The 20,202-nt window shown below is 37.1% G+C and carries 25 protein-coding genes and 3 tRNA genes; 11 read left to right on the top strand and 17 right to left on the bottom strand.

Going from position 1 to position 20,202, the window contains the following annotated elements:
• Positions 1-35: 35 nt before the first annotated feature.
• Positions 36-1,319 (top strand): N-acetylmuramoyl-L-alanine amidase, encoded by a 1,284-nt coding sequence (locus AXA65_RS13780; protein ID WP_063970674.1) that lies wholly within the window; start codon positions 36-38, stop codon positions 1,317-1,319.
• Positions 1,320-1,377: 58 nt separating this feature from the next.
• A tRNA-Glu gene (locus AXA65_RS13775) sits at positions 1,378-1,449 on the top strand.
• 128 nt (positions 1,450-1,577) lie between these two features.
• Here AXA65_RS13775 and AXA65_RS13770 read toward each other — a convergent pair.
• From AXA65_RS13770 to msrB, 4 genes are all read right to left on the bottom strand, one after another.
• The gene (locus AXA65_RS13770) at positions 1,578-2,387 is read right to left on the bottom strand and encodes a ferritin-like domain-containing protein (protein WP_063970673.1); all 810 of its coding nucleotides are present in this window, start codon (positions 2,385-2,387) and stop codon (positions 1,578-1,580) included.
• A 29-nt stretch (positions 2,388-2,416) separates the two neighbouring features.
• On the bottom strand, positions 2,417-3,127 hold the full coding sequence (locus tag AXA65_RS13765; protein ID WP_063970672.1) for a ferritin-like domain-containing protein: 711 nt from the start codon (positions 3,125-3,127) through the stop codon (positions 2,417-2,419).
• Between the two features lie 73 nt (positions 3,128-3,200).
• Entirely contained in the window at positions 3,201-3,770 is a 570-nt protein-coding gene (locus tag AXA65_RS13760; protein WP_063970671.1) for a fasciclin domain-containing protein, read from the bottom strand.
• A 111-nt stretch (positions 3,771-3,881) separates the two neighbouring features.
• A complete protein-coding gene (msrB, locus tag AXA65_RS13755) occupies positions 3,882-4,352 on the bottom strand; it encodes a peptide-methionine (R)-S-oxide reductase MsrB (RefSeq protein ID WP_228391689.1) in 471 nt (156 codons plus the stop codon).
• A gap of 347 nt (positions 4,353-4,699) precedes the next feature.
• Between msrB and AXA65_RS13750 the strand changes: the two genes are divergently transcribed.
• From AXA65_RS13750 to aroQ, 9 genes are all read left to right on the top strand, one after another.
• Positions 4,700-5,269 carry an RNA polymerase sigma factor gene (locus AXA65_RS13750; protein WP_228391684.1) on the top strand — a complete coding sequence of 190 codons (570 nt, stop codon included), beginning with the start codon at positions 4,700-4,702 and terminating at the stop codon, positions 5,267-5,269.
• 1 nt (position 5,270) lies between these two features.
• Positions 5,271-6,086 carry an anti-sigma factor domain-containing protein gene (locus tag AXA65_RS13745; RefSeq protein WP_063970669.1) on the top strand — a complete coding sequence of 272 codons (816 nt, stop codon included), beginning with the start codon at positions 5,271-5,273 and terminating at the stop codon, positions 6,084-6,086.
• 232 nt (positions 6,087-6,318) lie between these two features.
• Entirely contained in the window at positions 6,319-6,573 is a 255-nt protein-coding gene (rpsT, locus tag AXA65_RS13740; RefSeq protein ID WP_034972803.1) for a 30S ribosomal protein S20, read from the top strand.
• 11 nt (positions 6,574-6,584) lie between these two features.
• Positions 6,585-6,656 (top strand) — tRNA-Glu (locus AXA65_RS13735).
• Positions 6,657-6,764: 108 nt separating this feature from the next.
• Positions 6,765-6,836, top strand: a tRNA-Glu gene (locus AXA65_RS13730).
• A 166-nt stretch (positions 6,837-7,002) separates the two neighbouring features.
• Positions 7,003-7,623: a hypothetical protein gene (locus AXA65_RS13725; protein ID WP_063970668.1), complete on the top strand. Its 621-nt coding sequence runs from the start codon at positions 7,003-7,005 to the stop codon at positions 7,621-7,623.
• 3 nt (positions 7,624-7,626) lie between these two features.
• Positions 7,627-8,226 (top strand): hypothetical protein, encoded by a 600-nt coding sequence (locus AXA65_RS13720; protein ID WP_063970667.1) that lies wholly within the window; start codon positions 7,627-7,629, stop codon positions 8,224-8,226.
• Positions 8,227-8,297: 71 nt separating this feature from the next.
• A complete protein-coding gene (locus AXA65_RS13715) occupies positions 8,298-8,636 on the top strand; it encodes a DUF5763 domain-containing protein (RefSeq protein WP_063970666.1) in 339 nt (112 codons plus the stop codon).
• Positions 8,637-8,663: 27 nt separating this feature from the next.
• Positions 8,664-9,071, top strand: coding sequence for a type II 3-dehydroquinate dehydratase (aroQ, locus tag AXA65_RS13710; protein ID WP_063970665.1), 408 nt, complete (start codon positions 8,664-8,666; stop codon positions 9,069-9,071).
• A gap of 81 nt (positions 9,072-9,152) precedes the next feature.
• Here aroQ and AXA65_RS13705 read toward each other — a convergent pair whose 3' ends face one another.
• The 13 genes from AXA65_RS13705 to AXA65_RS13650 all read right to left on the bottom strand — a co-directional run bounded on the left by AXA65_RS13705 (position 9,153) and on the right by AXA65_RS13650 (position 20,190).
• Positions 9,153-9,650, bottom strand: a complete 498-nt coding sequence (locus AXA65_RS13705) for a hypothetical protein (RefSeq protein WP_063970664.1) — start codon at positions 9,648-9,650, stop codon at positions 9,153-9,155.
• Positions 9,613-11,007, bottom strand: a complete 1,395-nt coding sequence (locus tag AXA65_RS13700; RefSeq protein ID WP_063970663.1) for a DUF4153 domain-containing protein — start codon at positions 11,005-11,007, stop codon at positions 9,613-9,615. The genes AXA65_RS13705 and AXA65_RS13700 overlap by 38 nt, the downstream gene beginning before the upstream one ends.
• Positions 11,008-11,041: 34 nt before the next feature.
• Positions 11,042-11,527: a Coq4 family protein gene (locus AXA65_RS13695; RefSeq protein WP_063970662.1), complete on the bottom strand. Its 486-nt coding sequence runs from the start codon at positions 11,525-11,527 to the stop codon at positions 11,042-11,044.
• 10 nt (positions 11,528-11,537) lie between these two features.
• A complete protein-coding gene (locus AXA65_RS13690; RefSeq protein WP_063970661.1) occupies positions 11,538-12,377 on the bottom strand; it encodes a metallophosphoesterase in 840 nt (279 codons plus the stop codon).
• Between the two features lie 113 nt (positions 12,378-12,490).
• On the bottom strand, positions 12,491-12,781 hold the full coding sequence (locus AXA65_RS13685) for a winged helix-turn-helix domain-containing protein (RefSeq protein WP_034966172.1): 291 nt from the start codon (positions 12,779-12,781) through the stop codon (positions 12,491-12,493).
• Between the two features lie 110 nt (positions 12,782-12,891).
• Positions 12,892-13,014, bottom strand: coding sequence for a four helix bundle protein (locus AXA65_RS19595; RefSeq protein WP_086048212.1), 123 nt, complete (start codon positions 13,012-13,014; stop codon positions 12,892-12,894).
• 60 nt (positions 13,015-13,074) lie between these two features.
• On the bottom strand, positions 13,075-13,692 hold the full coding sequence (locus AXA65_RS13680; RefSeq protein WP_063970660.1) for a hypothetical protein: 618 nt from the start codon (positions 13,690-13,692) through the stop codon (positions 13,075-13,077).
• Between the two features lie 70 nt (positions 13,693-13,762).
• A complete protein-coding gene (locus tag AXA65_RS13675) occupies positions 13,763-14,176 on the bottom strand; it encodes a PaaI family thioesterase (protein ID WP_063970659.1) in 414 nt (137 codons plus the stop codon).
• Between the two features lie 111 nt (positions 14,177-14,287).
• A complete protein-coding gene (locus AXA65_RS13670; RefSeq protein WP_063970658.1) occupies positions 14,288-15,088 on the bottom strand; it encodes an enoyl-CoA hydratase/isomerase family protein in 801 nt (266 codons plus the stop codon).
• Between the two features lie 124 nt (positions 15,089-15,212).
• Positions 15,213-17,573: a reprolysin-like metallopeptidase gene (locus tag AXA65_RS13665; protein WP_063970657.1), complete on the bottom strand. Its 2,361-nt coding sequence runs from the start codon at positions 17,571-17,573 to the stop codon at positions 15,213-15,215.
• A 13-nt stretch (positions 17,574-17,586) separates the two neighbouring features.
• Positions 17,587-17,883, bottom strand: coding sequence for a hypothetical protein (locus tag AXA65_RS13660; protein WP_131797824.1), 297 nt, complete (start codon positions 17,881-17,883; stop codon positions 17,587-17,589).
• A 205-nt stretch (positions 17,884-18,088) separates the two neighbouring features.
• Positions 18,089-19,033, bottom strand: a complete 945-nt coding sequence (locus AXA65_RS13655; RefSeq protein WP_063970655.1) for a T9SS type A sorting domain-containing protein — start codon at positions 19,031-19,033, stop codon at positions 18,089-18,091.
• Between the two features lie 176 nt (positions 19,034-19,209).
• The gene (locus AXA65_RS13650; RefSeq protein WP_131797823.1) at positions 19,210-20,190 is read right to left on the bottom strand and encodes a helix-turn-helix domain-containing protein; all 981 of its coding nucleotides are present in this window, start codon (positions 20,188-20,190) and stop codon (positions 19,210-19,212) included.
• Positions 20,191-20,202 lie beyond the last annotated feature (12 nt).

Genomic DNA, 20,202 nt, shown 5'->3' with positions numbered 1-20,202 from the left:
TTGGGTTCAAAATTAATTAAATTTTAAAGATTAAAATGATTAGTCCAAAACTTTATAATAAATTTTTTTTCCTGTTAACATTTTTTATCAGTATCACCTATTTATATTCACAGAAAAAATTCACGCTTGTCTTGGATGCAGGTCATGGTGGCAGTGACATCGGGGCCAACAGGAATTATGCAGACATCGGTTCCGTCCAAGAGAAAAATGTAACATTAGGCATTGTTCTGAAATTGGGCAGAATGTTGGAAAAAAACAAAGACTACAAAGTGATCTACACCAGAAAAATAGATGAATATCCCTCATTGACTTCCAGAACAGACCTGGCGAACCGAAGCAAAGCAGACCTTTTCATCTCGGTCCACGTGAATTCTTCGCCAAGTAAAAGTGCAACAGCACAGGGAACAGAGACTTTTGTACAAGGCCCCAATCAAAACAGAGCCAACTTGGATGTAGCCAAAGCAGAAAACGATGTGATCTTCCTGGATGAAAGAGACAAAGAAAATTTCGCCTCTTACAATCCAAGTTCTCCAGAATCCCTTATCGCCCTTAAAATTCAACAAAGCAAATATCTAGAAGCCAGCCTTATCATAGGCGGAATGGTAGAAGATAACTTCGTAAAGAAAGACAAAAGATTGTCCAGAGGTGTAAAGCAGGAGAACCTGCACGTTCTAAGAATGAATGCGATGCCCTCTATCCTTATAGAGACAGGATTTGTCAATAATTATGATGACGCTCATTATATTTCCACAGAAGAAGGTCAGCATGCCATTGCGGAAAGCATCTTCAATGCGATTGTAAGCTACAAGAAACTAGTGGACAGAAATGTAAAAGAACCTGAACCAGAGAAACCGGTTGAACAACCGTTGAAAAACGATTTCAGGATTCTATTGATGAGTACACCTAATAAGTATAATGATCAAGATCCAGCCTTAAAAGGACTGAAATACATTTTACCTATCAAAGAGAATGGCTTCTACAAATACTATTATGGGACTACAAACTACGCGTCCGTAAAAGATACCAATCTGAAAACGGCGAAAGACGCAGGATTCAGAAACTCTATTGCAATCAGCTTTGTTCCTAATCAATCGCTAGGGATGGGCTATTACACCCTTGAGATCTACAGTGGTAAAGATAAGCTGGACTCGAAGTCCAAAATTTTGAAAACCATTCCTGATATTATCAGAAATAAAGAAAACGGCATATTCTACTATACCTTCGGGAAATACAAAACTTTGGAGGACGCGATCAAAGCCCAAAAGGATTTTGAAGGCAAAGGAATCACCAACACGATCATCGAGAAAAGATTGAAATAGATAAAATCATTTGCCAGAACTGTATAAAGTCTTTATTTTTGCAGTCCACAAAACCAACGGCCTATTCGTCTAGTGGTTAGGACTCAAGATTTTCTTTCTTGCAACAGCGGTTCGATTCCCCTATAGGCTACATTTAAAAAACCAAAACAAGCTCATCTCTGAGCTTGTTTTTTTGTGATAACATAATTTAAGGCAAAAAAATCCCTTTCCAACGAAGGAAAAGGATTAATTAATCTCTCATCATTATGTTTAAAAAATTTATGCAATAAATAGTCCGGCAATTGCAGCGGCATCAGATCCACTAAGCACCTCATCATAAGCCGCAGAACCTGCTGCATCCCCAAACGCCGTACCAGTATTGAAACCAGCCTGCATAGTCACACCTTCACCTGCATAGACAGCATCGGTTGCAGATGGCATATTGCCGCCATTTGCCAATTCTATCCAGCCTTTCTGAGCTCTCATTCTTCTCACCTGAGAGGCGTGCCTTGCTTCCACAGAATGGATTTGGAGTGCTGCGGTTAACACATCTTTGTTGGACATTACATTGCCAGCCTGACCTTTGTATGCTCTTACGCCTGTATCTTCAAACGCTTGCGCCAAGATCATAAACGTCTGATAGTCGTCCATTGGAGCAAAACTGCCTCCAGCCGTAAAATCAAAATCTGGTTTTGCACCAGGTGTTTCTCCCAGAGATGTCAATGCTGTTTTAAGGAATGCAACGTGTGCAGTCTCATGTTTTGAGATTGTTTGGAATACCACTCGGTCTGCAGTAGGAATCAATCCAGCCTTTGCCAATCCCATTTGATAATATTCGTCTTCTAGATACTCTAATGTTAAAGCCAATTGCAAAGCATCTGTCAATGGGCTTTTAAACATCGTGGCAGATGAACTTGTAGTTTCTGCTTTTGCCGGCGTTGACATCAATGCTGCCAATCCAAGTGGTACAGATGCAACCGCGGCTTTTTTACCAAAATCAGCAATACTGGTCAAAGTTTGTAATCTTGAAGCTTCTCCTGTGAAGAATTTGTCGTTAGAGAGCTTATCTAATATTCTAAGAATGTTCATAATAGTAAATTTTTGAAATTAATGATGAATTAAATACCTCTCTCTTTCCAAGTGAATGGTGTTTTGAAGAAGCCTCCTGCTGCTGCAACAATGTCTTTTGGTTCTTTGGCAACATCCAAGCCCATGGCGTTGATGACGTCATCTCCTGCGAAATCTGCAGAACCAGGGTTGATAAGATTCCTGATGGCAGACGCGTGTCTTGCCTCCACGGAGACTATTTTACCCGCAATCACCAGATAAGCTGGATTGGTGATATATTTCCCAGCGCCATTATAAGCAGCCACGCCAGTATCTTCCAAAGCTTTCGCTGTTGCAAGAACCGAAGCCTTGTTTTTGAAGTCTACACCATTATATTGAAATTCCAACGTTGGCAATAAACTATTAGGAGCCGCACCGCCAATTGCTGCTTTGAAAAAGTCTCTGTGGATCACTTCGTGATTATAAAGATCGGTAAAAATCTGCTTTTCATTCTCAGATATTCCGGTGTAGAAGCTATTCACCACTTTGGTATAAAAATCAGCTTCCAATTGTTCAAGGGCATAAGCGTAATTCAAAACACCTACATCACCAGTTCCCAAATCAAACACATTGGCACCTGGATCAATGATCAGATCGTCATCATCACAACCTACCAGCGCAAGTCCTGCAATTGCCAAACCCACACCGCTTAGTTTCAAAAAATTTCTTCTGTTGGTATCCAAGGTAGCTGCACCATTGGAAACGCTAATTGTTTTTTTCATAATATTATTTTTAAAGTTTGATTTAAAAAATTAAAAACCAGCATAATAAAACTATGCTGGTTTCAGATCATTATTACGGCATAAGAACTGTGTCTATCACGTGGATCACACCGTTTGATTGGTTTACATCAGAGATAGTTACTTTTGCGCTGCCGCCTTTTGCGTCTGTCACGTATAGGTCTTTCCCTTTTGTCCAGAATGTCAATTCTTCGCCTTCCACCGTTTTCATTGGTGCTTTTCCATTGCCAGCTTTTACGGCTGCCCATATCTGTTTTGCATTATATTTTCCTGCTAAAACGTGATAGGTCAATATCTTGGTCAAAGTTTCTTTGTTCTCAGGTTTCACCAGACTTTCTACAGTTCCCGCAGGAAGTTTTGCGAAAGCCTCATTGGTTGGAGCCAAAACTGTGAATGGTCCTTTTCCTTGTAGGGTTTCCACCAATCCTGCTGCTTTCACTGCTGCAACAAGCGTTGTGTGGTCTTTGGAGTTCATTGCGTTTTCAACAATATTTTTTGAAGGATACATTGCAGCACCGCCAACCATTACTGTTTTTTCTTTCATTGCCTGTGCAGCTACATTCCCACTGAATGCAAATGATAATGCGATCATTCCGAAGGCTGCGATTTTTGTTCTTGAGTTCATTTTGTTTATTTTATATTAATATTTTCTGTGTGTTAATTGCAGTTACGAGGTTAGTTTGTTTTTGGATTGAAAAAATTGAAAATAAGTCTCAACAAACTGTAAATCAGCCGATTATTTTTTAGTTATTGGAACAAAATCCAGACAAACAGAGTTCATACAAAATCGTTTTCCCGTTGGTGCTGGCCCATCATAGAAGATATGTCCTAGGTGAGAATCACATCTTCCACATAATACTTCCGTTCTTGTCATATTATGAGAGTCGTCTTTTTTGTAGATGACACTATTTTTACGGATCGGCTCATAGAATGATGGCCAGCCGCAAGTGGTCGCAAATTTGGAAGTTGAAAGGAACAAGGCATTTCCACAAACGGCGCAGTAATAAGTTCCTTTTTCATCAAACTCATAGAACTTTCCCGTGAAGGCTGTTTCGGTTGCCGCTTCTCTTGCGACCTGATAGAGTTCTGTTTTTAAAATCTTCTTCCATTCTGCGTTACTGACTTTCAACTTAGCTGTTTCCGTTTTTGAGTAGTATGGATTTTTGATTTTAAAGTTGGCTGACTGAGCAGCGATGTTCCCTTGCATCAAAGCAACGGAACTGACGAGGAATATTTTTTTAAGCTTTTTCATTGCCGTACTATTTATAGTTACTTACGACATATGAATAAATTTGGTTTTAGTTCAAGTGATCGAGTCATATCAATTGGAGTGAAAAGTTTCAATTCTGCGAAGCGCTCCCCGGCTTGAGTGGAGCTCTTTTTGTCATTGCGATCGTGTAAATTAAATTGGATGATCTCCCGTGATTCGCAATGACAAAAAAGCGGGAACGGAAGACGGATAGAGGCGCCCAAATTTTACAAGTATTGACATTGAATTAATGAAAATTGAGCAAAATGAAAAAATAAATCATTATTGTTATATTTTTTCTATATTTGATCAGCAAATCACTAATTATTAAAACAACCTATTCCGAGGAAGAACTTTTGGAACTGCTCAGAAAGAAGAGCGAATCAGGTTTCAAATACTTATACAACCACTATTCTGGTGCGTTGTATGGTGTTATTTTCCGGATAGTCCAGTCCAAAGAATATACTGAAGAAATAATCCAGGATGTCTTTGTCAAAATATGGAACTCTATCCATCAATACGACGTTGTCAAAGGCAGATTCTACACTTGGATGATCAACATTGCCAGAAATACGGCCATTGATTATCTCAAATCCAAATCTTTCCAGAACGAACTTAAAAACCAATCGCTTCCAGATTTCGTATATAACAGTACGAAACTTTCTACGACCAATAAGTCTTCGGATTTCATTGGTTTTACAGATGTTTTATGTAATTTGGAATCCGATAAGCGTGAAATGATCGATTTGGCCTATTATCAAGGTTATACTCAAAACGAAATATCTGAAAAACTGAAAATACCGTTAGGTACAATAAAGACCAAGATGCGTACTGCTCTTATTAAATTGAAAGATCTATTACAAGATTATAAATAAAGTGAACATAGAAGAATACATATCATCCGGAATCTTAGAATCTTATATTCTAGGTCTTGCTTCTCCTGAGGAGGCAGGCATTTTGGAGTGTGTCATGAAGAATAGTGCTGAGGTAAGAACAGCATACGAGGAAGCACAAAAAACGATGGAGGACCTGGCAACAGCACAAGCTGTAATGCCACCTAAAGACCTGGAAACCAAAATCTGGGCCAAGATCCAAGAGGAACAAGCCACCGCAAATATCAAACCTCTAATTTCTGGGAAACCAGAGACAGAAAGCGGCGAGATCACTCAAAAGATATATCCGAACAAAGCAATCAACTGGCAGAAATATGCGGTTGCAGCTTCTGTGCTTTTCCTGATGAGTATTGCTGGGAATTTATTTTGGATCAATGATATTTCTAAAAACAAAAAAGAAATAGCACAACTACAAACTCAGAAAAAGTCTCAAGATCTCGCTTTGAAGACCTCTCAGGAGAAGTTAGCGATCTTATCTAATCCGAACATCATCACTGTTCCATTGAAAGGTGTAGAAAAACATCCGGACTCAAAAGCAATGGTCTATTGGGATTCAAACTCCAAAGACGTTTATCTGAATGCGGAAAATCTACCTGAAGCACCAGAAGGAATGCAATATCAGCTATGGGCACTTGTCGATGGCAAGCCTGTAAGCGCCGGAATGTACTCATCTGATAAAAACACCAAAGAAATCTTGGCTAACATCCCGAAAGCACAAGCCTTTGCCATAACCCTTGAAAAACAAGGTGGTAGCACTGCTCCCACTATGGAAAATATGTTCGTGATTGGAAACATCTAATATTGGATATCAAAAAAATCGAAAAAAAATTTCAAAATATTTTGAAATTTAAAAAATATCCATACTTTTGCACCACCTTAAAGGAGAAAAAGAAGATAATAAATCTTCACGAAATTAGAAATGATTTCGAATCATCAAATTAGCTTCAATCAGGCAAAATAAAATTTTAATTTTAAAAAAAAGTTTGCAAATTAAAAAATAGTTTTTATCTTTGCACCCACATTTGAAAGATATGGCAAATCATAAATCAGCACTTAAAAGAATAAGACAAAACGAAGTTAGAAGACTTCGTAACAAATACAATCACAAGACTGCTAGAACAGCTTTGAAGTCACTTAGAACTGAAGAGAACAAAGCAGTAGCAGTAGAGCAATTACCAAGAGTAATTTCTTTACTTGACAAATTAGCTAAGAGAAACATTATTCACAAGAATAAAGCAGCTAACTTAAAAAGCAAATTGACTAAGCACGTAAATAGCTTAGCTTAATATAAGTCCTTGGCCCGTTCGTCTATCGGTTAGGACCTCAGGTTTTCATCCTGGTAAGAGGGGTTCGACTCCCCTACGGGCTACTTAAAATACCTTCACTAATTTTTCTGAAGGTATTTTTTATGAAACATTTAAAATCTGTCTATTCCAATAGGATAATACAGATAATAAATAAAAGAAAAAATTAACTAGGCCCGTTCGTCTATCGGTTAGGACCTCAGGTTTTCATCCTGGTAAGAGGGGTTCGACTCCCCTACGGGCTACTTAAAAATCCTTAGAATTTCTAAGGATTTTTTTTGCTTTATATGAAATAACTTGATGATTCCTTCGTTGATATTTCTGCACGATTCGTCTACAAAAACTGCTCGTTTATCTCTATTTATTTTTATCAATCGATCACTTTAATACCTTTACCAAAAAAACACAATTATGTACATTATCATTGCAGTCATTCTAGTTTTAGTTGTCATCTTTCTAATCAACTCTTCCAAACTGGAAAGTTTTCGAAGCAAACGCGGTAGAACTTTGGAATTTTTCATCTCCTTAATATCAACTTTCATCGGTTTCTTTTTTGCTTTGAGCCTCAATACGATGTTATCGGACATCACTCAGAAAGAAAATCTGGTGAAACTTTTGGACGCTACCAACCTTTCTCTCGAAAACAGTGAAATGAAAACCAAAGGAATGTATCTGAATCCGGCAAAAAGCGGCGTGGATGTTTCAGAGATCATTCAGTACTCTCCGGTAGAAATTCCGAAACTTTACACCAATCTTGAAACCAATTCCTTGGTTAGCGATTATTTTCTGTCTAATGCATTTCAGGCATATATTTTGTGTAACGACAATCTGCAGACTTTCGTAAAAGGCGCCAACGCGGCCAACGCAAGTTCTGAGCAGAAAACTTTGATCCTAGAAAAATATTTGGCTTACCTAGGTCTAGCAAAGCAAATCAACACTTTGGAAATAAAAAGGCTGAATGGCGAAATTTCCCAGTCGGATGAAAACGCTGAATTGCAAAAATTAACAAAACAGATTATTAACAATCAATAATAAATGAAAAAAACACTTTTAACATTGGCACTTGCAGGACTTGTTTTGACAGCCAATAGTTGTAAAAAAAACGAAACGTCGGATGTGAAGATAGATTTTACACAATCCTATGAAGATGCTGCATTGGCATTAGCTACAGCGCAACAAAATTATCAGGAAGCTGTTGCAAGCAAAGACCCCGCAAGAATAGAAGCGGCAAAAATAGAATTGCAAAAAGCACAGGACAAATATGTAGAATCCAAAAACGTTTATGTTGCGGAAGGTGGAACTGTAAAGACAGAATATGAAAACAATTTGGCTACTTCTACCCAGATCCTAGGAAACACTTCAACTGGTATGGTAAGCAACGCAATTACGAAAACCGATAGCATCATCACAGGAAGAACAAATGCTGAAATAGACAATACAGCAAAAGAAATAAAAGACAAGGTCAATACTGAGAAAGCAAAATTGGTAGAAGACGCCAACAAAACTGTTGCAGATACAAAAGCTGCGGCAGAAAAAGCAAAAGCTGACCTCAAAAAATCAACTGAGGAAACAAAAAAAGCAGCGAACGAAAAAATTGATAAAGCTCAAAAAGACCTCAATGATCTTTTTAAATAGATTGCAATAAATACATATCTTTATAAAATCCTTAGAAATTCTAAGGATTTTTATATTTACAAATATTCTCTATGAAATCCATTTCTATTCTCTTCTTTCTGTTCAGTTTTATTTATGCAAATTCCCAAACGGTTTATTATACACCAAGCGGACAAAAATACCATACAGAAAATTGCAGAATGGTAAAAAATGTGTCCAACAAAACAGACCTTAACTCTGCTTTGGAAAAAGGATTGATGGCTTGTAAAATATGTCAGCCAGTTTCAACTTTAGGTATCTCAAGTTCTGGAAGAAAGAAGACTCAAGGAATAGAAGCTACTGTACAATGCAAAGGCACTACAAAAAGCGGCTCGAGATGCAAGCATAAAACGAGCATCGGAAATGGATACTGTTTTCAGCATCAAGCTTAATTTTATATCTTTGAAAAAATATTCTGAATGAAAATCCTTATCATCAACGGCCCAAACCTCAACTTACTCGGAACGCGTGAACCAGAAATCTACGGTTCGGTGTCTATGGAAGATTATCTTTCGGATTTGAAAGATGAATTCAGTGGTGATGATATTTTTTATTATCAATCCAATATTGAAGGCGAGCTTATCAACCGCTTACAGGAAGATAACTTTGACGCTGTGGTCATCAATCCTGGTGCTTTTACGCATTACTCTTATGCGATTTCTGATTGTCTTAAGAATATCAACAAACCGAAAATTGAAGTTCATATCAGCAATATTTATAAGCGTGAGGAATTCCGTAAGAAATCTGTGACGGCGGAAAGTTGCGATGCTGTGATTTCTGGTTTTGGAATGAAAGGTTATAGATTAGCACTTCAAAGTCTAAAGTAGAATTTAGACATTAGAGTTTAGAAATTAGAAATTAGATAAATACTTAAATAAAAAAAGAATCTCAATCGAGATTCTTTTTTGTTATTCTATTTTCACGAAGAATTTACCTACTGGTTCGCCGTCTGCCATATTGTTCTTGGCAAATATCAGCCAATATTCTCCTTTTTGTTTCGTTTCATAGTCAATCGTTCCTCCGAAAGGTCCGTCAAAAGTATTGTCAGGCATTCTGATTTGGTTGATTCTGACATTCATTGGACTTTCAGTTTTCACATAACCTTTGATTTTTGGTTGGTCTACATTTTCCAGCTTCAGAATAATCTGGTCGTTCGGATTTGTAATTTCGAGGTTCAATCGGATTGGCATTTTGGATGCGTCGACCGTAATGATTTTCTGGTTGGATTCTCTTTCCGTTTTTTCAATCGCGGACAAAGAATCGACAGGTTTTTCGATGGTGGTGATGGTATCTACTTTGGTGTCTTTCACTTCTGGTTCTTTTTTACAAGCGACCAGAAACAATGGAATCAGTGCCAGATATTTTAAACTATTTAATTTTTGATCTGTCGAGATTAATCGTTTCATAATATAAAATTTTTGAGAGGAAAGTTTCTTGTTGATAAGATTCGATTCTTTCTATAAGTTTGTTTTTCATTTCGGAGTTTCCGGTTTTTTCAGCGTAATCCAGCAATATTTTTTCATTATAATTGATGGAACACAAGTGGTAATTGTCCGCAAAATCCTTTCTCTTAATGTCATTGGACGTGATAATTCCGCCCCAGTTGACGTAACTGCAAACCAAAATCAAGCCATACGACGTCCAAAACATTTTGTTGAAAAGGAAAACATTGGTCTTCTTATTTTGAATTTTGATGAATGTAAAAATCAGCCCAATCAAAGCCATTGTGAGAAACGCATATACGCCCAAACGTTTGTAGGTCAATCCAAAATTGATAATGTATTCTGAGTTTTTGAGTGAAGCAGAAATGACCAGAACAGCATTCAGAACAATCCAAATTTTCGCAGAAATTTTCAGCGACTTTGCTTTTTCATCAAAATTAAATCCTCTTTTAAAATAGAAAAGAATCACAAGAATCGCCATCACGATGGACATTATCACAGAATTAACTCGTTCGTGAGTTTCTGCACTCAATCCGTCAGCAGACTTCGTCACTTCAAAAAACTGTTCGTAATTGTAAGTGGCGATGAAAATTAAAAGTAAAATATTAAGCGCAGAAAACGAAATCAATCCACTGGTTCTTTCGGAATCGATATCGAGGAAAGAGAAAGTCGGTTTTTGAATTTTTATCAATCCTGAAAAATCGTCATTCAAATATCTGTTTTGTTTGAAGATAAATCTTTCCACTCCAAAATTCCAGAAAATAAAGCCGACATAAAATCCAATAATTGCCAGAATAATGATATCAAAGAAACTAAAATCTAACTTTATCTCACTAAAAAATTGGTCGAAATGTGAACTTCCTGCTGAATAGATGCAAAGGAAAATTGTAATTAATATGCCAGGAATTAGAATAAATGTAATCAGTTTTTTACCAAAACCGCCACCTTCTTTTGGCTTTTCGAACCATTGTTCTGTGTAGAAAACCCTTCCCAGAAATGAGAAAAGGCTGACCAATAAAACCTCGATGTAAAGAAATGGTTTTAGTTTCGGATAAGTGCCTTTGAATCTTAATAAAAATACCGACACCAAAACTGCTACAAACGAAATAGCATCGCCAAACCATGCAAACGCAAATGAAGAAAAAATCGAAGTGACAAAAAGTGTAAGAAACATTTTGGTACGAAACTCAGATTTGGTTTGAGTAAAAGTTAGAATACTCAGAAAAATCCCTAAAATTCCGAGATTGAGTGCGACATATTTTTTGTAGAAAAGAATGATAACCGCAAGAACTGTGATGAAAATCAAATGATGCTTTTTCATAATTACAATGTTTTATTAATTTAAATATTGAAATCTAGTAGAAAACTGGCGTTTGTTTTTGGTAAACAAAATCTCTGATATTCTCAAAATCGTGGCTAAGCAATTTCTCAAAATCCCAGTAGTAGAAAGGCCTCATACTTTTCCCCTTCTTATAAGCCTGCATATAAATCTTGAAATATTCGGGCAGAATGAGACTTCCAAAGAAAATAGCAGCGAGAAGATGTGCATTCATTTTTCCATTGCCTAAAAGCAAAAACTGCATCGCAATTTCCTCCTCGAATTTGGTTCCGCAATCCGTCAGCAGATGATGAACGTCGTGATTTTCCATTTTGGGAATCATTGTAAAACCGTGTTTTTTGTAGAATTCGCCAAGTTTACTGCCGAGCGTATCTTTCTGGAAAGCCAATAATTGCTGTTGGGAAAATGCCCATTCTCTTTTCTTTTTCTTAAAGTATTTTCTGTAAAGCTTTTGTGTGTTATTGTAAACAAAAAGCAGAAACTGAATGCGGATTTTTTTCATAATTTTTATTTTAAATAGATATCAAAGTGAAAAGTGTAATCTCCGGTCTGCAATTGAATCTGACCTGATAAGAATGTCCCAAAGCCCGATTGATATAAAGCATTCTTCCATCTTCCAAATCGATGAATCCGGAAGTGTATTTTCTATTTTTAACTGGTAAAATTAATGGCGGAAGAAATGGCGGTTTGGCTTGTCCGCCGTGCGTATGTCCGGAGAGAATCCAGCCCTGATAATTGTTCCAGACATCCAGATCGCAAACGTCGGGATTGTGACAAAGGACGAGATTGGCTTCATCTGGATTGATGGTTTTGGTCAGATTTTCAGGATGGAAATTGGTTCCCCATAATTCTTCAAAACCATAAATATTGAGTCCGGAAAAATCTGCTTTCTCATCGCGAAGAACATTAATTTCAGAATCTGAAAGGATTTTTGAAACCTCATCAGCAACAGATTCTTCTTTCCATTCTGCGCCATAATCGTGATTACCGAGAATTGCGACTGTTCCTAAATTTCCGAGAACGGCTTCTTTCATTACGATTTTCAGTTGTTCAAATTGTTCCGGATTATTTTCCCAGCAGACGAAATCGCCGGTGTAAACCACAATGTCGGGTCTGTAAGCTTTTGCTTTCTTGAAAGAATCAATCAGAAAATTATAATCGAAACGATTGCCGACATGCAGATCTGAAAGCTGCATCAGGACTTTGTTATGAAGTTTTGAAGGTAAATTTTTGATTGGTAAATCTTGTTTTACAAACTCCAGCCAACATGGTTCAACTTGCCAGGAATAAAAACCTAGCGAAACTCCCGCTGTAGCGAGTAATGATTTTGAAATAAATTTTCTACGATTCATCCTTCTTAATTATAAAGTTCTTTGAATTACAAAGTTAATTTTCAAAAAAAATTGGGAATTATCGTCCCAACAATTTTGTTTCCCCAACCCTAAAGGGAGCAAAATTTATAAAGTTATCTTCCCAATAATTTTTCCAAGTTATTGATATGTTCTGTGAACGCATCTCTTCCCTTTTGCGTCACCCGGTAAGAAGTTCTCGGTTTTTTGCCTACGAATTCTTTTTTGACTTCTATGTATTCTGCTTTTTCCAACGCTGTACTATGGCTGGCGAGATTTCCGTCGGTGGCGCTCAAGAGGTTTTTCATTTCGGTAAAATCAACCCAATCGTTGACCATAAGAACGGACATAATGCCCAATCTTACACGACTTTCGAATTCTTTGTTGAGTTGATTAATATTGAGCATTAGTTATTCAGTTAAATAGTTATTTAGTTTTAAGTATCTCGTTATTTTGTTTGATTGTTTTAGTAGTAGTTTTTGATAGATTTTGAGTATCTACTAATTAATTTGCTTACCTATTCTGCATCTAGTATTAGTTTTTCAAAATCAACTAATGATATATAATTCAGGCCTTTTGCTAAGATTAAATAATATTTGACCTCTTCTAATGAACCTTCAGAATATGATAGAAAATTAATTTTGTTTGGTAAAGTCTTTTTCTAACTAATTAACTAAAAAACTGACTAACAAAATAACTACTAATCATATTTCCTGTACATCAAAATCCCATAAAAAATATGCAAAAATCCAAATCCAATTGCCCAAAATATCAATCCCCATCCAAGCCAGAATAAAGCAATCATTCCAAGAACGACTTCGCAAATTCCGAGATATTTGACATCACTTAAGGTGTATCGTTCTGCATTGATCAAAGCTAATCCGTAGAAAATTAGCATTGACGGCGCAATTAAAGGAAAAAAATGGTGATACCAAAGTGCAATACAAAAAATACCGCCTGTGACTAAAGGAATTGCAAAATTGAATAACAACTTCTTTGTAATCGAATCCCAAATTTTCAGATTCTTCTTTTTGCTTTTTCTCGCTGTGAAAATATAACCGCTGGAAATTGCTAAAACCAAAACCACCAACGCAACAAAGAATAATTCCTTTGCTAAAGCCGGTCCGTAGATATTGCGATTGCCATCAAAATAGTCGATGCCTTCTCTCTGGAAAACGAAATAAACATAAACAGAGCCCAGCAACGCCACGATTCCCGCAATGACGCCGGACAAACCACTCAATGAAATAAATCTTGAACTGCGTTCCATCATCTGACGGATGTGCGCTAACTCTTCCTGATAATTTTTCGATTCCATAAAAAGAACTTTGAATTACAAAGCTACAATTTATTTTAAAACTCCAAAATTAATTTTGAAGTTTTTTAGTTTATAATTCAGTTAGTTTCTTACCAATCTTGTAAACTGTTCCCCGGAAACCTGCAACGACCTCATCATTTTGATTCTTAATGGTGATATCGTAGACTGCAGTTTTTCTTGTATCTGTTAGCAAAATACTTTCTGCGGTCAAAACGTCGCCATTTCTTACAGCTTTTGTAAAATTAATATAGCAGTTGAGTGCAACCGCTGCTTCACCAGTATTATTTGAAGAAAAAGCCAAAGCTGAATCTGCAAAAGCGAATGTCACGCCACCGTGAACCGTTTCCAATCCGTTGATCATTTCAGGCTTGATGGGCATTCTTATAAGGCAGTAATTTGCTTTGATATCGGTGAGTTCTATTCCCAACCATTGAGAAAAAAGGTCTTTCCCGAACATATATTCGGCGGTTTCTTTCGGCGTCATAAATTATTAATGATGATTGATAAATGGATGATGGAAGTTTGAAGATGGAAGATGGAAGATGGAAGAGAAAAATACTCTCAAATTCTCCCACACTCAAACTCTCCAACTTATTTATTTCCCTTTGTAATTTGGTAAACGTTTCTCGATGAAAGCGGTTACACCTTCACGGAAATCTTCTGTCTCAGCGGCATCTTGCTGGATGATGGATTCGTAGTCCAATTGTTCTTTCAATGTAAAATCATAGGATTTATTGAAGGCTTTTTTCGTTAAATAAAGTGCAGTCGTGGCAGAATGAGCGAGTTGTGTCAGAACTTCCATCGATTTTTCTACGAATTCGGAATCTGGGAAAAAATCAGCTATCAAACCAATTTTCTTGGCTTCTGGCGCTGGCACTTTTTTCCCTGTAAATGACAAGTAACTCGCTAACTGTTTCCCTACTAATTTTGGTAAGAAGTAAGTTCCTGCGGTGTCTGGAATCAAACCAATATTGGCAAATGCGAAAGAAAAATACGAACTTTCCACCGCCAACGTGAAATCACATATCGAAGCCAACATCGCTCCAGCACCAACTGCAGGACCATTGACCAAAGCAATCACAGGTTTTCTACATTTTACAATTTCCAAAACCAAAGGATTGTAATACTCGATCACAAAGCGCTGGATCTCTCGGTCATCTTCGTCTTCGCCAAAACTTAATGCTTCTTTCAGATTCTGACCAGCACAGAACGCTTTTCCTCTTCCTGCAATGGCGATGCAACGTACGTTTTCGTCTTCACTGAATTTGTGAACGGCATTTCGCAATTCGGAAAGCATCACCTTGGTCAAGCTGTTATAACTTTCGGGTTGGTTGAGGTAAATGAGTTGAAGTTTACCTTCGAACTGGGCGTCTATTTCTATTTGGGTGTAATTCATTTTGACATAATTATTGTTAGTTGCAATTTAATATAATTAATTCAAAACCTGAGAGAAAGTTCTATTCTGAAAATAACAAAAGCCGATCATTGCTGATCGGCTTTTGATTGATATCTGAAATTAATTATTTGATGATCAATTTCTGAGTGTAGTTAGCTTTTGGAGAAGTTACTTTTAGCAAGTAAACACCTTTTGTCAAGTTAACATTGAACTCATTTGTAGATTCTCCTGTCAAAACATTGAAGCCAGATGTGTGAACAATTCTACCATTCATATCGTAGATCGCTACTTTGGCATTTCCTCCAAGATCTTTTGATTTGATGAAGAAGTTACCGTTGGATGGATTTGGATATACTTTGATATTATTAGAATTGAAAGCACTCTCGTTTACTGCAAGGACTTGCGCGTCTCTAGTACATAATTCCAATGACCAAGTGGTAACTTTACCCGTTAGATTTCTAACGTTGTCTGAAGCAAATAGATTCCAAACACCTTTGGTATCGTTCCCTTTGAAAATAGTTAAAGACTCGTCTGGTTTTACAGTTCCTGCGATTGGAGAAGCACAAGCATAAGCAGAACCCTCATCACTGAATGTTGCAGTAATTCCTGAACTTGTACATTTTCTGTTCCACAACCAAGCACTTTGACCTAGTGGCCCTTGGATCCCTACTACGATCTGGCTTACTCTTGGATGCTCAACGGTTGGTTTCACTCTGATCTTAGTGATCACACCAGAATCCTGAACATCAATTGGAACCATGATCTGAGGAGAAGAGATCGGTCCACTCGTAGTTCCACTCCCATCATTGATATCTACAGCTGGACCTGAATAGTTGTATGTATTACAAACCTCACTTGTAGCAGAATAATCCACCACAAAACTTGGACTCATTGCAAAATAAACATTGTCAACCGTCTCTATCATGATATAGGCATTGGCTGTTTGTGAACTTGCAGGAATGGTAACAGATTCTTCTCCGTCATTCGGTGTATTCGCAGCTATTGTTGTGAAAGTTTTCCCACCATCTAGAGATAATTTGATATTAACATTGGCCGTGTTGACTGGTGCAACATTGGTGTTTGCAACATTCCATTTTACACTGTAAGCCGCATTAGAAAGAAGACTTTCTCCAAAAGTTGGCGCTGTAACCACAAACGGACCAGCCGCTGCACTTACCGTGATTTTCATAGCATCAGTTTGTGTTTGAGCACCATCAACAGAATTATCTCTAACGGTCAATGTAAAATCCAATATTCTACCAACACTAGACAATGCTTCCCAACGTGTCGCGTTGACGCCCGCTAGGACTTTTCCATATTCTGGGAAATATCTAACCGGTTCTGCTTTTGGCGGGAACATTTTGAAGTTTGGACCTCCGGCTTTTGTAGGAGAAGCATATGATCCACTTCCGAATTGTGCTGCTGTGGTAGCAGAGTTATTTTGCTCCCAAACGTAAGTCAATGCTGCTTGATTTTCTGCATCCGTTATTGTACCTTTCAATACAAATGGTGTACTGATAGGAATGGCCACATCCTGACCAGCATTCACAACTGGTGGAGTGTTTGTAATTGCTGTGTTTACAGCACAAGCTTTGTTCGCCAGTCTGTTCTGAATCTGAAGAATATTTCTGTATGTAAAGAAATCATTGGAATTGAACTGTGTATCTGTAGCTCCGGTAATTCCCGTGTAGCCCATAATTGTGTTACCACTTCCTACTTCCACCTGTACTCCTGAACCTTCTGATGAGCCATAGGTATGGGTGTGATTGGCACCTACCTGGTGACCGATCTCGTGGGCAACATAATCAATATCAAAAATATCATTCACAGGAATGTAGTGTGAAGCGAAAGCAGATCCCTTGTTTCTATCACAGATACATCCAATACATCCTGCATTACCATTAGGACCTGCATAAGCCAAGAGATGTCCTATATCATAATTTGCTGCGCCGATCTCCTCAGTCAATACCGATTGCACCTCAGTATTGAAATCACCCGTGTAAGGATCTGTAGCTGGGACTAGGTAGATCACTTTTAGTACATCAATCAAATTAAAGTGTACCGCCAGATCCTTCTCATATAATGCATTGACCCTGGTCACAGTATTATTGATGGCTGCAAGTACAACGATCTTCTTCTCATCATCTGTTGCTCCAGTAGCGTTGGCTCTCGTAATATGATACTGAGAATATTCTGCTTGTGCAGACATAGCTAACCTAAAAGTTTTAAAAACCTGATTGCTGGATTTATTAGCACTCACTTCACCTTGGTCTTCCTTTATGATCTCATCCATCGTAGAACAAATAAATTCGTCCTGCTGGTCCAAAATTCTGGATGCTGAAGAATAAGCTGCATAGACATCATTACCAGCTGTGTAAGCTTCTACAAAGCTAGAGCCTTCTTTTCCGAATGTAGAAGATGAAAGCCCCTGATCAGAAATACTGAACCTCAAGTAAACTGTAGGATCTGTAACTCCTATTCCCACATAAGATCTGATGCTAAGGAAATATAGCCTGCACTTCCGGCGTGAAATTGGAATATTCCCAAACCTGGAATTTTTCCAAAACCCCTTTAGCATTTGGCATCATCAACTCCACACCTCTCTGTCCAGAGAATTTATGTGGTGCATTCTGCAATTTTGACTTTAAAAGTGTCTTGTCCAAAGAGAACAATTGCTTCTCCTTGAGAGTAGAAAACTCTGCCTTCACTTGTTTACTTGTATTGCCCACTTTAGACCATTGGGCAAAACTTAACATCGGTAAAACCAATGCCGACATTAGTAAATACTTTCTCATATTAAATTTTTTTGCAAATTAAGAATCATAAAAGAATATTCATCATTTTTCATTTAATAAAATCACAAAAACAAATAATATCTGATGATGATAAGGACAAAAAATTACAAATCATAAAACAAAACCCTTTAAAACTTATAAATAACAAAAAACTCGCCTGATGAAGATGCATTAGACGAGCCTTGTTGAAATTAAAAATATGAAATTACTTCTTGATCAATTTGTTCGTCAAAGTATTGCCGTTGGACGTTCTGGTCTGAACAATATAGACGCCACTTTTAAGCTCACTGATATTGATCTTGGAATTGGAATCGTTCACAGATTTTACCAGACTTCCGTTGGCCGAGTAGATATTTGTAGAAACTATTTTGTCACCGTTGATGTCACTGTATTCAAAATGATCTTGGGCTGGATTTGGATAGATCCCTACTTTTGATTTCAAGTTGGTGTCAGAAACATTCAGGATGTCACACTCGGCATTTAGCTCATAAAGACCTTCTTGGTTGAGCAACTGGAACCAGTCATAGGTATTTCCGCCCATTGCGACACTTTCTCCCACTACGCCCTCACCCGTTTCGTAATGAGCTGTAATGGACCATGCATTGGCATCAGATTTTGTACTCATCCAAATTCTGTCATGCGACATTGTCCCGTTCAACAAGATCGGCGTTTCCAGGCTGATCTTCACTTTTCTGATGATGAATTCGTGCAAAGGCTCATAACCAACCTCTTCATATGATTCTATACTTGTATTGGTAACAGAAAAAAGCTGCTGATTCGGAATATTCCTTCTAGGATCTTCCGGATCTTCGGGTGTAGAGAGGATGTTATTGTAGAAAATAAAATTCACAAATGTCGGTGGTAATTTACTTGCCAAAGTGACAACAATACTGTTAATTTCAATAGTCTGATTTTCCCCAATTGGAATATCAACTGCAGCTTTTTGCCCACCATTTCCGATGATGAAAACACCATTTTCCTCTTCGGTATCATTAATGACGATCGTGTTACAAGCTTCTGCTTTTAAAGCTGTTTCTTTAATTTGAGTAGTTCTTGGTGTCGAATCTGAGAAAGATTTCCCGTAACCTAAGTTTTGAGAATACATCATCATCGAACCAATTGCCGATAAAAAAAATACAATTTTTTTCATAATTAATTTTTTAAGATTTAATAAAATTGTTGGAATAATCACATCAAATAGAATTATTAATTATTCTTTTGACGAAGTAAATGTATATACTTTAAGAATCAAAAAATAGCACTACTCTTTCAAAATATCATATTTTAAAAGGAAAAACAAAAATTAAAACCCTGATAATTAAAGAATTAAATAATCATCCGTTTTTTATCAGCTTCTCTTAGAAAAACCGAAGGTGAGATACCTGTAACACTTTTGAAAATGGTGGTGAAAGTGCTGTGAGAAGAAAAACCTGCATGTTCGGCGAGGTAACTTATTTTATAATTGAGAAATTCCGGCCGCTCCAAGATCTGTTTGCAGATATAATTGATGCGGAGCTCATTGATATAATTATTGAAGTTTTTCTCTTTGTGTTTTTTGATGGTCTCGGAAAGATAAGTGGGATTGGTCTTGAACATCACCGCCAGACTCGCCACAGAAAGTTTAGCATTGGTAAATTTTGTTGAAGTCTCAAACTTATCTAATTTTTCCAAAATCATAGTTTCCGCAGAACTTGGAATTGAAAATGATGCTTTTTCTTTTTCTTCAATTTCCAACTGAATGATTTCTTTCGGTTCAAAAGCTTCCTTTATCTCTTGCTTTTCAAGATTCGAAATGAAGTTTTGATAAATCAATTTCTCTTTCTTTCTTTTTTGATTGATGTAAACCACAGAAATACCACCTATCAGAATCAACAATCCACAACTGATGATCAAAAGTTGGTTATGTCCTTCCTTATCAGAAATTTTATCAAGAACATTCTTTTGCTCCTCAGAAACCGCGGTGTTAATACCTTTCAGATTATTGTCCTTCACATCGGGTTCCAATTCTATAAGCTTTTCAGAATACTCGATGTATTTTTCTTTATTATTCAATGCTTTGTAAGAAGCGATGAGCTTTTTGTACATATCAGCCCGTAATCTGTTGTCCTTGAAAGCAGCTTCATTCAGAACAACTTCCAAAGAATCGATCGCTCTCTGGTGTTGATTTTTATCGCCATAAACCTTCGCTAAAGTATTGTAAATAAAATACTTGAATTCTTTATTTTCCGTATCACGAATCGCTAAAGCTTTATTAAGAAAATATTCTGCCGAATCATTTTGTTTCAGATAGGCATAAGAAACACCCATATTGTAAAAAGC

This window comes from Chryseobacterium sp. FP211-J200 (assembly GCF_001643375.1).
Taxonomy (GTDB): Bacteria; Bacteroidota; Bacteroidia; order Flavobacteriales; family Weeksellaceae; genus Epilithonimonas; species Epilithonimonas ginsengisoli.
The sequence above is the reverse complement of the archived record's forward strand: the minus strand, read 5'-3'. Positions and strand labels throughout refer to the sequence as shown.

Coding starts and splice junctions, on each gene's coding strand:
- AXA65_RS13780 (WP_063970674.1), top strand. CDS start 36: ATGATTAGTCCAAAACTTTATAATAAATTTTTTTTCCTGTTAACATTT.
- AXA65_RS13770 (WP_063970673.1), bottom strand. CDS start 2,387: ATGAACATTCTTAGAATATTAGATAAGCTCTCTAACGACAAATTCTTC.
- AXA65_RS13765 (WP_063970672.1), bottom strand. CDS start 3,127: ATGAAAAAAACAATTAGCGTTTCCAATGGTGCAGCTACCTTGGATACC.
- AXA65_RS13760 (WP_063970671.1), bottom strand. CDS start 3,770: ATGAACTCAAGAACAAAAATCGCAGCCTTCGGAATGATCGCATTATCA.
- msrB (WP_228391689.1), bottom strand. CDS start 4,352: ATGCAAGGGAACATCGCTGCTCAGTCAGCCAACTTTAAAATCAAAAAT.
- rpsT (WP_034972803.1), top strand. CDS start 6,319: ATGGCAAATCATAAATCAGCACTTAAAAGAATAAGACAAAACGAAGTT.
- AXA65_RS13725 (WP_063970668.1), top strand. CDS start 7,003: ATGTACATTATCATTGCAGTCATTCTAGTTTTAGTTGTCATCTTTCTA.
- AXA65_RS13720 (WP_063970667.1), top strand. CDS start 7,627: ATGAAAAAAACACTTTTAACATTGGCACTTGCAGGACTTGTTTTGACA.
- AXA65_RS13715 (WP_063970666.1), top strand. CDS start 8,298: ATGAAATCCATTTCTATTCTCTTCTTTCTGTTCAGTTTTATTTATGCA.
- aroQ (WP_063970665.1), top strand. CDS start 8,664: ATGAAAATCCTTATCATCAACGGCCCAAACCTCAACTTACTCGGAACG.
- AXA65_RS13705 (WP_063970664.1), bottom strand. CDS start 9,650: ATGAAACGATTAATCTCGACAGATCAAAAATTAAATAGTTTAAAATAT.
- AXA65_RS13700 (WP_063970663.1), bottom strand. CDS start 11,007: ATGAAAAAGCATCATTTGATTTTCATCACAGTTCTTGCGGTTATCATT.
- AXA65_RS13695 (WP_063970662.1), bottom strand. CDS start 11,527: ATGAAAAAAATCCGCATTCAGTTTCTGCTTTTTGTTTACAATAACACA.
- AXA65_RS13690 (WP_063970661.1), bottom strand. CDS start 12,377: ATGAATCGTAGAAAATTTATTTCAAAATCATTACTCGCTACAGCGGGA.
- AXA65_RS13685 (WP_034966172.1), bottom strand. CDS start 12,781: ATGCTCAATATTAATCAACTCAACAAAGAATTCGAAAGTCGTGTAAGA.
- AXA65_RS13680 (WP_063970660.1), bottom strand. CDS start 13,692: ATGGAATCGAAAAATTATCAGGAAGAGTTAGCGCACATCCGTCAGATG.
- AXA65_RS13675 (WP_063970659.1), bottom strand. CDS start 14,176: ATGACGCCGAAAGAAACCGCCGAATATATGTTCGGGAAAGACCTTTTT.
- AXA65_RS13670 (WP_063970658.1), bottom strand. CDS start 15,088: ATGAATTACACCCAAATAGAAATAGACGCCCAGTTCGAAGGTAAACTT.
- AXA65_RS13660 (WP_131797824.1), bottom strand. CDS start 17,883: ATGAGAAAGTATTTACTAATGTCGGCATTGGTTTTACCGATGTTAAGT.
- AXA65_RS13655 (WP_063970655.1), bottom strand. CDS start 19,033: ATGAAAAAAATTGTATTTTTTTTATCGGCAATTGGTTCGATGATGATG.
- AXA65_RS13650 (WP_131797823.1), bottom strand. CDS start 20,190: ATGGGTGTTTCTTATGCCTATCTGAAACAAAATGATTCGGCAGAATAT.